We start from the raw sequence: 13,732 nt of genomic DNA on the forward strand, positions 1-13,732 counted from the left end.
CGCCCTCCAACTCGAAGACACCCTTCCGCACCGTCGTCTCGCTCACCCCTGCGGCACGCGCGACGGCCCGGACCCCACCGTGCCCCAGCAGCCGGGCCTCGGCGGCCAGCGCCAACCGCTGCTGCCGCTCATTCAGATGAGGGAACAACACTCCGAATCTCAGGGCAAGTTGGTCACGAACCTCACTCGGTATGCGCATACCACACCAACGACAGGGAGACCGTGAAGCAACGTGTTGATTCTTTACGAGCCCTTACGAGCTGGTGCATGATTGCATCTGGAAGCCACCGCGTGGCGCCCGTGCGCCCACTCACTGGACCCGGGACTTCGCGGCAGCACTCTCCCTGTCTTCGTCGTCGTCGGATCCCGGTACGTAGACGTCAAGTACCTTGATGTTGATCTCGACAACTTCCAGGCCAGTCATGGTCTCGACTGCGTCCGTGACGTGGATTCGGATATTATTCGCGGCCTCTTGGATGGGAATGCCATACTCCACCACGATGTCGACGTCGACAGCGGCCTGCTTTTCACCTACCTCCACCCTCACCCCACGGCCGGGGTCGTTGGAGCGGGACACCTTGTCCTTGACCGCCCCCAGAGCCCGCGAGGCGCCCCCGCCGACAGAGTGAACTCCATCGGTCTCGCGCACAGCTATTCCGGCGATCGTCGAGACCACAGTGTCCGCAATCACAAGGGTCCCTCGGGTTCTGCCCGATGCGTCACTCGTTCCCAGTGCAGTGCCGCTCTGAATATCGTTCGTCGCCATGAGTTCCTCGCACAGTGTTGTTCCGTAAGGGGCGGACCGTACTGAACGGATATCTTCCGCCAACCCCTAGTTCCACTGTGCTCCGGAAGTCGACCCTCCGCCATTCGGGTGGGTGTAGACGAATTCATCGGCTACCGCCCCGCGACTCACCGTGAGCGGGCTGCCCTTCCCGATCCCGCCGTCAACTCCGGGGCAGAAGACTGCCGAGCGGCCCCAGGTCGAGATTGAGGTCTTCCGGACGTACTCCGTGCTGCCTCGCAGAGCTCCGTCATTCGCTGGTCGAGCAGCATGAGCGTCGTGCCGATCTCATCGGTCTGATCATCGGTGAGGTCGCCCTGTTCGATGCGGCGCAGGGCCTGCCGTTCCATCAACTGGCGGAGCAACTCGACTACGGTGAGGACCAGGGTGACGAGGTCACGCCCCATCCGCTCGGAGTCCAGGTCGACTCGTGAGGTCGTCACAGTGGCCCGCTGTCTGCCCACGGGGCAGGTACGCGTTCATTGACGGACGACAGCAAGGCATGCAACGACAACCGTACGAGCGGGACATCGGCGATTGCGATGACCAAGTCCCCGCTGACGACGACCCCGGTCGCCAGGACCCGGTCCAGGAGATCGACCAGCGGCACCCCGATGGGGCCGGTGAGGGCGCCCGGGCTGTCCCACGGAACCACATCGTGCGTCACGACTTACACCTCACCCACGAAGGAGTAGGGGACCCACGGGCCCGAAACTTCGATCGACGCGCCGGTCCGTTCTCGTAAAATCCTGGCCAGCACATGCAGTTCGGCAGACCGGTGCTCTGCGACCAGATAGGTGGCGTTGAGAACCTGAACCCCGTGGTCGCCGACGACTCCGTGACCGTGCGGCCGGAGTCGGCGGGACGCTTTGGCGATTCGGCTCACGTCCGCATCCACGGCCTCGGCGATGCGCAGAGAATCCTCCTGTCGCCGCTCACGTTGCGCCTGCAGGTTCCGTTTGTGGTCCAAGTAGGCCCGCCCCGCTCCCGGATCCGGACGGGCCCGGTCAACTGGAGCGCTCGACCGCTGTACCCGGCCTTGGGGACCAACGGAACAGCCATTAGCGCTAAGCACTTGATCTTGGTCGTTTAGCACACGTGATCGGCTCGTCGGGGGTGTTCAGCAGAAGATCCACGTTCGCTTGCCGCGGCTGGTTACGTCCGCGATATGCCCGTGGAATTTTTGACTGATGAGCAGGCCACCGCGTTCGGATCGTTCGCGGATGAGCCGACGAGACCCGAGCTGGAACGGTTCTTCTTCCTTGATGACGAGGACCGGAAGCTGGTCGCGAAGCGGCGCGGTGACCACAATCGCCTCGGCTTCGCCCTCCAGATGTGCACGGTGAGGTACATCGGGCTGTTCCTGGAAGACCCCTTGGCCGTGCCGTGGCCGGTGGTGGAGCACCTGGCCGCGCAGCTGGAGATCGAGGATGCCTCTCAGATCAAGCGGTACACCGAGCGGCAGATGACGGCATACGAGCACGCGTGGGAGATACGTGAGGCGTACGGCTACCACCTGTACGAGGACCACGCTCAGGGCCGGAAGTTCCGGGCGTTCCTGCACGGGCGGGCATGGACGGCGCACGCCGAGGGGCCGAAGGCTCTGTTCGATCATTCGGTGGGCTGGCTGCGCCGCAACCGGGTGCTGCTGCCGGGGGTGAGCGTGCTGGCCCGGCAGGTCGCCGAGGTCCGCAGGATCGCGGAGGAACGGCTGCACGCCACGGTAGCCAAGGAGGTCCGGCGGGCGGACGCGGCGCTGCCCGGGGACCTGGTGGCCACGCTGAAGACGCCGGAGGGCAAGCGGTATTCGGAGCTGGAGCGGATGCGCCGCCCGCCGACGCGGACCACGGGCACGGCGATGAGGGGCGCGTTGCAGCGGGTCGAGGACATCGCCGCCTTCCAGCTGGGGCGGGTGAAGCTGGACAAGATCCCGCCGAACCGGCTGTCCGCGCTGGCCCGCTACGGGCTGGGCACCAAGGCGGCGAAGCTGGAGAGGTCCTCGGAGCCGAAGCGCACGGCGATGCTCACCGCGGTGATGCGCCACCTGGAGGCGAAGGCGATCGACGACGCGCTGGACCTGTTCGAGATCCTGATGGCCACCCGGTTGATCAGTGCCGCGAAGCGGTCCACGGACAAGGAGCGCCTGTCGACGCTGCCGCAGTTGGAGAAGGCATCGCGGCTGGTGGCGAGGGCGGCGGCGGTGTTCATCGAGGAGCTGGAGCTCATCGAGCAGACCGGCTGCGACGTCGATGTGGCTGCGTTGTGGGCGGCGCTGGAGGAGGTCGCGCCCCGGGCGGCGCTGTCGAGCGCGGCGGTCACGGTGGTGAGCCTGGTGCCGGAGGACGACAACACGGCCGAGGCCGCGCTGCGGGGCGCGCTGGCGCTGCGCTACAACACTGTCAAGCCGTTCCTGTCCTTGCTGGGTGAGTCGAAGGCGCTGGACGCTGCGCCCGCCGGCAGGCGGATTCTGACCGGGGTGCAGCGGCTCCCGGCGCTGTCGCGGCGGAAGGTGGGCGAGAAGCCTTTGTTGCCGCGTGAGGTTGACGAGAAGCTGGTCCCGTCGCACTGGCGCAAGGCGGTGTACGCGAACGCGGACCTGCCGCAGGGGGCGGTGGACCGCGATGCGTACGTGGTGTGCGTGCTGGAACAGCTCTTCGGGGCCCTCCGGCGACGTGACGTCTTCGCCTCTCCCTCGCACCGCTGGGCCGACCCGCGCGCCCGCCTGCTGGCGGGCAAGGGGTGGGAGGCGGTGCGCGAGGACGTCCTGGCGGGCCTGAGCCTGGACGAGGACGCCGAAGCACACCTGCGGGAGCTGACGGCAGTCCTGGACGCGACGTGGAGGCAGATGGCTGAGCGGCTGGAGGAGGCCGGCGCGGACGCGAAGATCAGCATCGAGGTGCAGCCGAACGGGCGGGCGAAGCTGAACGTGGAGAAGCTCCACGCGCTTGGTGAGCCGAAGTCGCTGAAGTGGCTGCGCGAGCGCGTCGAGAAGATGCTGCCGAAGATCGACCTGCCGGACCTGTTGTTCGAGGTGAACGGCTGGACCGGGTTCCTGGACGCCTTCGTGCACCTGGGTGACGGCAGGACCCGCATGAAGGACCTGACGACGTCGATGGTCGCGCTGCTGGTCTCGGAGGCGTGCAACATCGGCATGACGCCGGTCATCAACCCGGGCTACGAGGCCCTGACCCGGTCCCGGCTGGTCCACGTCGATCAGTACTACCTGCGCAGCGACACCATCGCCGCGGCGAACGCCGCCCTGATCGAGGCCCAGGCCCGGGTGCCGATCGTGCAGTTCTGGGGCAAGGGCCTGCTCGCCTCCGTCGACGGCCTGCGCTTCGTCGTCCCCACCCGGACGATCAACGCCGCGCCCTCGCCGAAGTACTTCGCGAAGAAGAAGGGCATCACCTGGCTGAACGCGATCAATGACGAGGTCATCGGCATCGGGCAGATGGTGGTGCCCGGCACCCCGCGCGACTCCCTGTTCATCCTGGACGCGCTGCTGAACCTGGACGGCGGGGTGAAGCCGGAGATGGTCGCCACCGACAACGCCTCCTACTCCGACATGGTGTTCGGCATCTTCAAGATGCTCGGCTACCGCTTCTCCCCGCGCTTCAAGGACCTGGAGGACCAGCGGTTCTGGAAGGCCCAGATGCCCGGCGCCGAGGCGGCAGGCGGGTACGGGCCGCTGGAGGCCATCGCCCGCAACAAGGTGAACGTGAAGAAGGTGATCACGCACTGGCCGGACATGCTGCGGGTGGCCGGCTCCCTGGTCACCAACCAGGTCAGGGCCTATGACCTGCTGAGGATGTTCGGCCGCGAGGGCCACCCGACCCCGCTGGGGCAGGCGTTCGCCGAGTACGGGCGGATCGCCAAGACCCTGCACCTGCTCGCCGTCGTCGACCCCACGGACGACACCTACCGGCGCCAGATGCACAAGCAGCTCACCGTCCAGGAGTCCCGCCACAAGCTGGCCCGCGAGATCTGCCACGGCAAGAAGGGCACCATCCACCAGGCGTACCGGGACGGGATGGAAGATCAGTTGGGCTCGCTGGGTCTCGTTTTGAATGCGGTCGTTCTGTGGACGACGAGGTACATCGACGCCGCCGTCGCCCAGCTCCGCGCCGAGGGCCACGACATCAGGGACGAGGACGTGGCCCGGCTGTCCCCGCTCAAGCACAAGAATCTGAATGTCCTGGGCCGCTACAGCTTCACCGCCTCCCAGCCGGTCGACGGCCTGCGCCCGCTGCGTGACCCGGAAGCCGTCGACCTCGACGACGATGACGACGGCCACGACGAGTGAGCCCCGCGGGGTGGCTCCGTGATCAGGAAGTCTTCGGGTGGAGCGGTGATCCGCCGGGCCGCTGGCCCGGTTGTGCGCCTGCCCGCTACGTTGCGGCGCGTTCCAGGAGGTCGCGCACCGCGGGCGTGTCCCGGTGCGGGGCGAGCGCGTGAAGGACGGTGTCCAGGCGGCGGGCGGCCCGCGGTGAGTCCGAGGCGGCGGCCAGGTCGTAGACCCGTGCGGCGACTGCGGCGGCTTCGTCGATCTCGTTGGCGTCGACGTATGCCTGGGCCAGCCACGACGAGTACAGCGCCACTTCCCGCACGTGCGTGGTGTCGTAGCGCTCCAGTGCGGCCGTCAGCAGGGGTACGGCCCGCAGCGGCCGGTGGGTCTCGGTGAAGACCCGGCCTGCCATCACGTCCGACTCGTCCCGTGAGCACCAGTACAGCCAGTCGGGCCGCTCCGCGTCGTCGTCCACCTGGTCGTGGGATGCGGTCGAGCGTCCCACGGCTCTCTCCGCTTCCCGGGCATCGCCTGCCATGGCAGCTGTCCAGGCGACTTTGTCCAGCAGGAGGGTGTGCTCCAGCGGGCTCGCGCTCCCCTCGCCGCCGGCCAGTGCGGAGCGGGCCATCAGGAGTCCTTCGGCCGCCCGGCCGTTGTTGGCGTAGGCGTATCCCGCACATCCGAGGTTCAGCGCCGCCAGCGTGCGGTCTCCGGCGGCGTGGGCGGCTTTGACCCCGGCAAGGTAGAGACTCACGCCCTGGTCGACGCGGCCGGTGTCACAGGTCACCCAGCCCGCCAGCTGGGCCTGCTCGGAGAGCAGCGCCAGCAGCCGGCGCCCGGTTTCCTCGGTGTAGGACGCCTGGCGGGCGAGTTGCACCGTCTCCCGTAACTCCTTCATCACTGCTGGAAGGAGCACGGTGACGCCGGCGAAGTCGTCGAGGCGCCGTAGCCGGACGGTGCGCTGGTCGAGGTCGTCGAGGAGTTCCGCGCCGATCCGGCGGCCGGCGCGCTGGTGCACGACCTGGGGCGGCGGCGTCACGAGCCACGCGTGGGCGATGGTGGTCGCGTTGTCCGCCGTCACCGCCTGGTCGCCGTCGAGCATGGCCGCGAGCGTTCGGCCTCGGCCCGGTCCCAGAGGCCGCCGGCCAGGGCGAGGGAAGCGGGGGCCGGGTTCTTGCCGCGCAGCGCCACCGCGCGGGCCATGGCCGCTTCCATGACGTCTTCGTCGATGTCCAGGACCCGGCAGAGCAGTGGCCACCATTCTTCGGGCAGCCGCAGCCCGGCTTCCCACCGGTAGACGCTGTGCCGTCCCAGGCTCGCGGTCCCCGCCGCGGCGTTCAGCGCGTTGGCCACGTCCTGCTGCGACAGGTGCCGGGGCTCTCGGGCCGCTTTGATCAACTGCCCGGGTGTGTATGCCTGTTCCATCGCGGGTTTCCGTGATCTTCCATACGACGCTGGACCTCACGGAGGTCGTGCGCGAGCTCCAGACGGAGGGGTGGCAGATCACCGGGGAGGACCTGGCCGCGATCAGCCCGTACCTGACCGACCACATCATGCGGTTCGGCACGTACGCCACCACGGAACTCACCGTGCGCCCGGACGCGTTCGACCCGCACCTGGACGTCGACTTCGAAGCCGAGGAGGAACCGGCAGCAGCCTGAGAAGCGGGCAGCGGGACCGCTGGGAGACTTCCGGGGCGACATCGCTCGAAGGTGTCCAGATAAGGGAATCCATGGCCGGTACCCGATCGTCCGGGCGCACGATGACGGCTCTTTGCGGGCACCTGCGTGACCCGAACGCGGCGGAGGAGTAACAGGCGGCAGGCCAGCAGGCCATGCGTACGCCTTTGCGCGACGCAGGGCCTTCCCCCGCCCCCGCTACGGCAGGCCGGGGGCGGGAGCCGTCCGGGGACACGGGCCGGTCGGAAGGCCGGAACCGCGCCCCGGACGGACTTCACAACTCTCCTGAGTCTCGCCGAATACTGCGCCGTCGTGCGCTCCGCTGTCCGGGTGATTACGCGTCAAGGCTATTGCGAACGCATTCACCCCCGTGGACTACTAATTATGTCCAATTCCGGTGGGCCGCCCATCCTCGTCCGGAGAATGTCAGTCGGCTTACCCGCTGACCATCCGAGCCCAGCCAGAGGGTGCGTTGGCGGTCGTGGCGCCGTCATGGGATCCCTTGCCCAGTGGGACCCGCTGATGTCGCTCGCCTGCCTACTGGCTGGTGGCAGTGGCTCACACAGCCTGACGCGCGTCATGCAACTTTCTGTACTTTTCCGTGACCGTCGTCTGGGCCATTCCCCTTCCCAGGGGCTGGCAGCAGACCCGGCCACCGCCCGTACCCAGATCCTGGGAACCGCGATCACGATGGCGAAACGCGGGCGGCAAAGGGCGTATCGGGAAACAAGTAGCGAGTTTCGCATGGCCACATTGCTGGTCAGATCGCTATGAGGTCTTGAAAACACGTCAGTTGTTCATCGACGGGCCCAAAGACCCCGGCAACCAGGCCGGTTCTGACGCGGAAAAGCGTTTTTCGCTCACTGACGACGAACGGCATCCTGCCCGGTTCCCCTCGTCGTTCCTCACCCACCCAACCGAAAGAGACAGTCATGCCTATCACACCCAATCAGGGATCCACCGGCGGCGGCACCACGGTCACCATCACCGGAACCAACCTCAGCGGTGTCACCGCGGTTAAGTTCGGCACCAAGTCGGCCACCATCACCGCCAACACACCCACCTCGGTCACCTCCACCTCGCCTTCCGGCAGCGGCACGGTCCCGGTGACCGTGACCACGCCGGGCGGCACCAGCAACCCGCTGTCGTTCTTCTACGTCGGTGCGCCGTTCAAGTCCGCCCTGAGCCCGGTCGCCGGGGTCACCGCGGGCGGCGACACGGTCACCATCAACGGCACCGGCCTGTCCACCGCGACCGCCGTGCACTTCGGCGCCGTCTCCGCCACCCCGACCGTGGTCAGCGATGCCCAACTAACCGTCACCGTGCCGGCCGGCGCCGGAGCCGGCCCGGTAGGCGTCAGCGTCACCACCGCGGGCGGCACGAACAACGGTCTGTCCTACACCTACGTCGACGGCCCCACCATCAGCACACTCGGCCCCAACTCCGGCCCCCCCTCCGGCGGAACCGCAGTGACCATCACCGGCACCGCCCTCACCACCACCCAGTCGGTCACCTTCGGCAGCACACCCGCACCGTTCGCCGTCATCAACGACACCACCCTGTCCGTCGTCACCCCGCCCACCCCGGACGGCGCCCCCGGTCCCTCCAATGTCACCGTGACTACCAGCGGAGGCACCGCCTTCGCCGCAGGCGGCTTCACCTACGTCAACGGTCCCGGTATCTGACCCGCCGTCCAGGATCGGCGACGACCTGATCCCGCAACCCGAGTTCCGGCCTCCTGTCCGGGCAGGAGCCGCCCCGCTCCTGGCCGGACGGGGGACTTACCGCACTGCGGACAAGCCGAAAGGTTCCCCCTAGCCTGACTGGCAGCCAGTCCGGCAGGATGACCGTCCAGATCAGCCCCCGGCTTCGTGCCCGGGGTTCATAGCCCGACACCGAGGTCCCGTTCCTGTGTCCGTTGGGGGATCCCCCAACGGACAGTCGCGATCTTGAATGACGGGGAGCGTCGACCAGCGCGGTAGTCGTCTCATTTAGGGCGTCCGGTGATCTGTACGGTCAGCGGGGGCTATCCGTACGCTCCTGATCCATGACCGGACTGTCCACGGGCTACGCCCGATGCTCGACCGACTCACAGGACCTCACCTCCCAGAAAGAGACCCTGCTCGGCCTTGGCGTCCCCGAAGACCGCATCTACCTTGACCATGGACTCACCGGCACCAACCGCAACCGCCCCGGCCTGGACCAGGCCCTGGCCTCCGTACGCGCCGGCGACACCCTCGTGGTCCCAAAACTCGACCGCCTCGCCCGCTCCGTGCCCGACGCCCGCGACATCGGCGACTCCCTCGTCGCCCGAGACGTCCGCCTCTCCCTCGGCGGGACGATCTACGATCCCACCGACCCGATGGGCAAGATGTTCTTCAACATCCTGGCCACCTTCGCCGAATTCGAAGTGGATCTTCTTCGGCTGAGGACCCGCGAGGGCATGGCCGTCGCCCGTGCCAAGGGGAAGCTGAAGGGCAAGCAACCCAAGCTGAGTGCCCGGCAGCAGGCCCACCTCGTCAAGGAGCATGCCACCGGCCAGCACACCATCGCCGACCTCGCCGAGTTGTTCACCGTCAGCCGGGCGACTGTGTACCGGGTGCTGGAACGCGCCCGCGTCGGCTCCTGAGACTCTCGCCGCAGACCCCCGACTACTCTCCCCCCCACTCCGGGCATCGCTGATGGAGGTAGTCCGGCTCGCGCCGCTATCCTTTCCGGCCGTATCTCGGCTGACCCTCCACCACAGGGGGGAACCCGACCATGGGCAAGACGACGAAGAAGGCCAGGCAGGCACCGCTATCCGCCGACCGCGTCCGCGCGGGCTGGCAGGGCCCGGCCGGCACCCGCGTCCGGCTGGCCCGCGGCCAGGACGTCGAGGTGGCGAACGCGCTGATGGCCACCACCGGCGACGGCGTCAGGATCATCCCCGTCCTACGGGCCGCCATCGAGGACGGCTCGGCGTCCTCCGCCATGCTCGCCGGGCTCGGCACAGCCAGTACGAACGCGTACCACGACGCCGCCGCCCGCACCTTCACCGACCGGCCCATGAACGAGGCCCTGACCACCGTCTCCCTGACGCTGGTCGCCACCGACGAGCAGGACAGCACCGTCGGCGTGCTGTCCGCCACCGCCCCCGGCACCCTCATCGACATGGCCATGAACAACGGCTACACGGCCGACAAGGCCATGGCCCTGAGCCTGTTCGTCGCCAAGATCCACGGTCTGGCCGTCGCCGAACACGCTCGCGGCCAGGGCATCGCCGCCACCCTGCTCAAGCGGACCTGGCAGGTCCACCAGCAGGGGGCCTCCCCCTTGACCGTGGACACCATCCGAGACTGGACCATGAGGATCCAGAGAAAGATGGTCACGCATGGTGATGAAGGTGTACTCCGCCGAGTTCAAGGCGGACGCCGTCCAGATGTACAAGTCCCGGCCGGGAGCCACGCTCCGGGAGATCGCCCAGGACCTGGGCGTGAACCGCTCCACGCTGCGCAACTGGATCGAAGCCGAGCGGCGCCGCGCCGCCGGCGGGAATATCAGTCCGATCACCTTCGAACGGCGATCGGTTAAGGTGACGCTCGCCGCATAACGCACGGTGTCCACGATCTTGGGTGAACCCCCCACACGCGACGAAGACCCCAGCAATCACCACGCTGGGGTCTTCGGCATCCATGATCAAGTGCTTAGCGCTAATGACTGTTCCGTTGGTCCCCAAGGCCGGTACCGGAGCGCCGCGCCCACCGCCTGGCGGGTTCGGCGCGTACACCTTCACGCCCCACTCAGCATGATGCGCAATCCGCTTCAGCGCGGTGTGAAAGCGCTCCGACTCGTTGTTCAGCGCGCGTCTGGCCCTGTCTTCTCCGTGGTACAGCGTGGCCAGCGGCAATGGCACCGTGGGCGAGTGGTCTGCGACCGCCGACACGACCGCGTGGTGGGCGCGGGCGTAACGTTCGAGTTCCGTCTCGTCCGTAAGTCGCTCCTGCCATGCCTCATCCGTGAAATCAGCTGCCCGAACGGTCTGCACGATCGCGGTGAGAGACCCAAAGGACAGGGAACGGACAGGTTCGTCCCACGTGACCCCGGTTACCCCGTCGAGGGCCAGGCGGGCTTCAACACGGCAGATCGCATACACGTAGATGGCCTTCGTATCCGAAGCCTCGGGGCTGCGCTCCGTCATGTGCCTCTGTTCTCCTTCGATCATCGCTCGGACGAAACTTCGGACCTGGATTCGAGTGCATCCAGGCGTTCACGCAGTTCGCGGTTCTCGTCCTGCAGAGCGTTCCGTGCCGCATGAGAGCTGAGCGCCGGATCGTTCTCCCACCAGTCGATACCAGCCTTCTTCGCTGTGTCCACGGATGCTACGAAGAGGCGCAGGCGGATGGTAAGCAACTCGATGTCGAGAAGATCGATCTTGATGTCACCAGCGATCACGATGCCCTTGTCGAGGACGCGCTCAAGAATGTCGGCGAGGTTGGTGGTCTGCGGCCCGGTGACGGGGTGGGACGCATCCTGGCGGAAGCCGAGGTCAGTCACTGCGAGCCCTCCCTCCGCGATCGCTGCTTTGCGGGCGCTGCCCGCCTTCTGCGCGGCGCCTCGTCCTCTTCTTCCTCTTCCTCATCCCTCAGGTCGTCCTCGTCTTCTTCGTCGTCGTCTTCTTCCTCTTCCTCGTCCCTCAGGTCGTCCTCGTCGCCGTCCTCTTCATCCCACTCATCCTCGTCCTCGCCTTCGCCCTCGTAGTCCTCCGCATCCGAGTCTTCCTCGTCCTCTGCTTCCTCCTCTTCCACAGCTTCTTCGTGGGACACAACGACTTCTCCGTCGCGGATCTCGCCACGCCACGCTTCCGGTTCCTCCTCGGTGAGGGTGACGTACCGCTGGAAGTGCTTGAAGTCGAGTCGCACACGGCGTCCTTGAGCACGCCATAGGTTGCCCGTCTTCTCGAAGAACCCGGAAGGGTAGTACTCGATGACCAGGACGATGCGCGTGAGAGACGGTGTCAGTTCGTGGAAACTCACGGCGCCCCGCGTGGTTCCCTTGGCGCCCTCGGATGTCCAAACGATGCGTTCGTCGGGCACCTGCTCCTGAACTGTCGCCTTGAAGCTGCGCGAGGACGGTCCTACCTTGACCTTCCAATCGCTGGAAATCTCGTCGTCCATCGAGACGTCTCGCACCCCCTTGGCGAAACTGCTGAACTGGTCGTACTGAGTCCAGTGGTCGTAAGCGGCACGCAGGGGCACTCCCACATCGAGCACCTCGATGATGTTCATCACCTTGCCGCCGCTCGCCTTGCGCTTGCCCTTTCCACCGCCGAAGGCTTCCTTGGCCTTGTCCACAACGTTGTCCTTGACGCCCTTGGCCTTCTCCGAGACAAATGCCTTCACCGGCGAATCACCCTGGAGGACACGGGAACCGATGGCAGGAAGGGAGCCGCCGTTCTCCGCGACATCAGTCAGCTGGCCCGTGACGCCCGTCAGCTTCTCTCCCGCCTTCTCCGCGAGCTTTTCCACGTGCGTGCTGAGGAAGGTGGACAACTCCTCACGGAGCCTGCCCATCCCGGACTCTTCCGCCTCAGGCTCTGCGTTTTCCGTCCTCCTGGTCATGACTCGCTACCTCCGACCACTGGTGCGCTTGGATGCAGCCCGCTTGGCTGACGACGAGTTTCCTGCTGCCGTCTTTTTGGCCGGGGCCGCCTTCTTGCCTGCCGGCTTCTTGGCCGGAGCGGACCTCTTCGACGCGGCCTTCTTGGCCGGGGCCGCCTTATTACTCGCAGGCTTGGCGTGGGAGGCCTTACCGTTAGCAGCGCTCTTGGCCGTGCGCGACTCAGCCCGCCGGGAAGCACGCCTTCTCGGCTTCCTCCTCTTCTCCGGCTCCTCGGGCTCACCCTCCTCTTCCTCCTCGGGCTCGCCCTCGTCTTCCTCCTCATCCCCAGGTTCCTCTTCGTACTCCTCGTACTCGTCCCCCGCTTCGTCGTCGTCCGCAGGTTCCTCTTCCTCGTACTCGTCCTCGTACTCCACGCCTTCGTCCGGCGTCTCCTCGTACTCGTCCTCGTCCTCATCACGCGGAGGTTCGAGGAGGCGGGACGTGCGGTCGCTAATCGCGTCGGCCAACGAGCTCATGCTGCGGTTGGCGGCGGCGGTCACGGCCTTGCGGCCCGCGTCGAGAACCTCACCCCGGAGCTGGTCCTGGAGTTCCGCAAACTGGGGAACCTCTCCGAGCCGCCGCATGCCTTCCGCAGCGAGCTGGCGGGGCTCCAGGCCGAAACGCCGACCGGCCAGGTAAGTGGCGACAGTGAGAGCCAACCGCCCTTTCTTGGTCCTGCCCAGCACATAGCCGCCCACCAGAGCAGCCGCGAGAGTCACCTTGGTCTGGTCTTCCATGAGCACGTCACCTTCGATCCGTCTGTGCCGGGTCGACCCGTACGGCGTGCAGCCGATCCAGCAACCGTTCCTCTTCCTGTTCGAACTCCTCCAGGCTGATGTCTCCGGCCTCAAGTTCTTGATTGAGCATGGACAGCTGCGTGCGCAGTACGGCAGGGTCGTGCAGCTCGCGCTTAGCAGCGTCGTGGAGCTTCTCCGCCACCCAGACCACGCCACGAACCGGCGCGATGGGGAGCGTGAGCAGGCCGGTGATCAGCCCCATGTCACTCCCCGCCCACAGGCGCAGGGCGGGCCTCCGACGAGACGAAGCTGTAGCAAGGGAGAGGGCCGGCAAGCCGGAGCTCCACATGCTCCTGGTGAGCCTCCGCACAATTCCGGGCCTCGATGAGGAAGCTGTCGGACTCGCTGTGGTCTACGAGGAAGGACACATTGAGCGCACACCCTGATACCTCGGGACCCGCGGCCACCGCGCGGGCCCTGGGCGCGAGCTCACGTAGAATTCGCTGCCCTGCCGCTGCCGCCCTGCGGGTGAGAGCGGCAGCAATGGCCTCGCCCAGCCGGACACTGGCCTCATATCCAGGGTGCCGCCGCGCGGCGGCCCGGAGCTGCC

At 67.0% G+C, this 13,732-nt stretch carries 15 protein-coding genes and 4 pseudogenes; 5 read left to right on the plus strand and 14 right to left on the minus strand.

Features of this window, described 5'->3' with window-relative positions:
• The 5 genes and pseudogenes from ACIGJO_RS35410 to ACIGJO_RS35430 form a co-directional block, all read right to left on the minus strand.
• Positions 1-199 (minus strand): annotated as a pseudogene (locus ACIGJO_RS35410) (ISAzo13 family transposase); the annotation flags it as partial.
• 111 nt (positions 200-310) lie between these two features.
• Positions 311-766, minus strand: a complete 456-nt coding sequence (locus ACIGJO_RS35415) for an Asp23/Gls24 family envelope stress response protein (protein WP_399965502.1) — start codon at positions 764-766, stop codon at positions 311-313.
• A 181-nt stretch (positions 767-947) separates the two neighbouring features.
• A pseudogene (locus ACIGJO_RS35420) lies at positions 948-1,191 on the minus strand (gas vesicle protein K).
• Positions 1,192-1,223: 32 nt separating this feature from the next.
• A complete protein-coding gene (locus ACIGJO_RS35425) occupies positions 1,224-1,451 on the minus strand; it encodes a gas vesicle protein (RefSeq protein WP_399965504.1) in 228 nt (75 codons plus the stop codon).
• Positions 1,452-1,454: 3 nt separating this feature from the next.
• Entirely contained in the window at positions 1,455-1,880 is a 426-nt protein-coding gene (locus ACIGJO_RS35430; protein ID WP_399965506.1) for a GvpL/GvpF family gas vesicle protein, read from the minus strand.
• A 72-nt stretch (positions 1,881-1,952) separates the two neighbouring features.
• Between ACIGJO_RS35430 and ACIGJO_RS35435 the strand changes: the two genes are divergently transcribed.
• Entirely contained in the window at positions 1,953-5,087 is a 3,135-nt protein-coding gene (locus tag ACIGJO_RS35435; RefSeq protein ID WP_399965508.1) for a Tn3 family transposase, read from the plus strand.
• An 85-nt stretch (positions 5,088-5,172) separates the two neighbouring features.
• Here the strand turns inward: ACIGJO_RS35435 and ACIGJO_RS35440 are convergent, their stop codons facing one another.
• Positions 5,173-6,171, minus strand: coding sequence for a transcriptional regulator (locus tag ACIGJO_RS35440; RefSeq protein WP_399965510.1), 999 nt, complete (start codon positions 6,169-6,171; stop codon positions 5,173-5,175).
• Positions 6,147-6,494 carry a helix-turn-helix domain-containing protein gene (locus ACIGJO_RS35445; RefSeq protein WP_399965513.1) on the minus strand — a complete coding sequence of 116 codons (348 nt, stop codon included), beginning with the start codon at positions 6,492-6,494 and terminating at the stop codon, positions 6,147-6,149. The genes ACIGJO_RS35440 and ACIGJO_RS35445 overlap by 25 nt, the downstream gene beginning before the upstream one ends.
• An 11-nt stretch (positions 6,495-6,505) precedes the next feature.
• Between ACIGJO_RS35445 and ACIGJO_RS35450 the strand changes: the two genes are divergently transcribed.
• The 3 genes from ACIGJO_RS35450 (at position 6,506) to ACIGJO_RS35460 (ending at position 9,377) form a co-directional block, all read left to right on the plus strand.
• Positions 6,506-6,730 carry a Tn3 family transposase gene (locus tag ACIGJO_RS35450; RefSeq protein WP_399965515.1) on the plus strand — a complete coding sequence of 75 codons (225 nt, stop codon included), beginning with the start codon at positions 6,506-6,508 and terminating at the stop codon, positions 6,728-6,730.
• Between the two features lie 950 nt (positions 6,731-7,680).
• Positions 7,681-8,433, plus strand: a complete 753-nt coding sequence (locus ACIGJO_RS35455; RefSeq protein ID WP_399965517.1) for an IPT/TIG domain-containing protein — start codon at positions 7,681-7,683, stop codon at positions 8,431-8,433.
• 362 nt (positions 8,434-8,795) lie between these two features.
• The gene (locus tag ACIGJO_RS35460; protein WP_399965519.1) at positions 8,796-9,377 is read left to right on the plus strand and encodes a recombinase family protein; all 582 of its coding nucleotides are present in this window, start codon (positions 8,796-8,798) and stop codon (positions 9,375-9,377) included.
• Between the two features lie 76 nt (positions 9,378-9,453).
• On the opposite strand, the gene ACIGJO_RS35465 is transcribed toward ACIGJO_RS35460, so the two are convergent.
• The gene (locus ACIGJO_RS35465) at positions 9,454-9,906 is read right to left on the minus strand and encodes a hypothetical protein (protein WP_399965521.1); all 453 of its coding nucleotides are present in this window, start codon (positions 9,904-9,906) and stop codon (positions 9,454-9,456) included.
• Between the two features lie 212 nt (positions 9,907-10,118).
• Here ACIGJO_RS35465 and ACIGJO_RS35470 point away from each other — a divergent pair.
• A pseudogene (locus ACIGJO_RS35470) lies at positions 10,119-10,268 on the plus strand (transposase); the annotation flags it as partial.
• 243 nt (positions 10,269-10,511) lie between these two features.
• Here the strand turns inward: ACIGJO_RS35470 and ACIGJO_RS35475 are convergent.
• From ACIGJO_RS35475 to ACIGJO_RS35500, 6 genes and pseudogenes are all read right to left on the minus strand, one after another.
• A pseudogene (locus ACIGJO_RS35475) lies at positions 10,512-10,949 on the minus strand (GvpL/GvpF family gas vesicle protein); the annotation flags it as partial.
• A complete protein-coding gene (locus ACIGJO_RS35480; RefSeq protein ID WP_399965523.1) occupies positions 10,946-11,281 on the minus strand; it encodes a gas vesicle protein in 336 nt (111 codons plus the stop codon). The gene ACIGJO_RS35480 and the pseudogene ACIGJO_RS35475, both read right to left, overlap by 4 nt.
• Positions 11,278-12,345 carry an SRPBCC family protein gene (locus tag ACIGJO_RS35485; protein ID WP_399965525.1) on the minus strand — a complete coding sequence of 356 codons (1,068 nt, stop codon included), beginning with the start codon at positions 12,343-12,345 and terminating at the stop codon, positions 11,278-11,280. Before ACIGJO_RS35485 ends, ACIGJO_RS35480 begins: the two co-directional genes overlap by 4 nt.
• 6 nt (positions 12,346-12,351) lie before the next feature.
• The gene (locus ACIGJO_RS35490; RefSeq protein ID WP_399965527.1) at positions 12,352-13,122 is read right to left on the minus strand and encodes a histone protein; all 771 of its coding nucleotides are present in this window, start codon (positions 13,120-13,122) and stop codon (positions 12,352-12,354) included.
• A 7-nt stretch (positions 13,123-13,129) separates the two neighbouring features.
• Positions 13,130-13,384 (minus strand): gas vesicle protein GvpG, encoded by a 255-nt coding sequence (locus ACIGJO_RS35495; RefSeq protein WP_399965530.1) that lies wholly within the window; start codon positions 13,382-13,384, stop codon positions 13,130-13,132.
• Between the two features lies 1 nt (position 13,385).
• A partial coding sequence (locus ACIGJO_RS35500) for a GvpL/GvpF family gas vesicle protein (RefSeq protein WP_399965532.1) occupies positions 13,386-13,732 on the minus strand: 347 nt, incomplete at its 5' end.

Source organism: Streptomyces sp. NPDC079020, assembly GCF_044542225.1.
Lineage (GTDB): Bacteria > Actinomycetota > Actinomycetes > Streptomycetales > Streptomycetaceae > Streptomyces.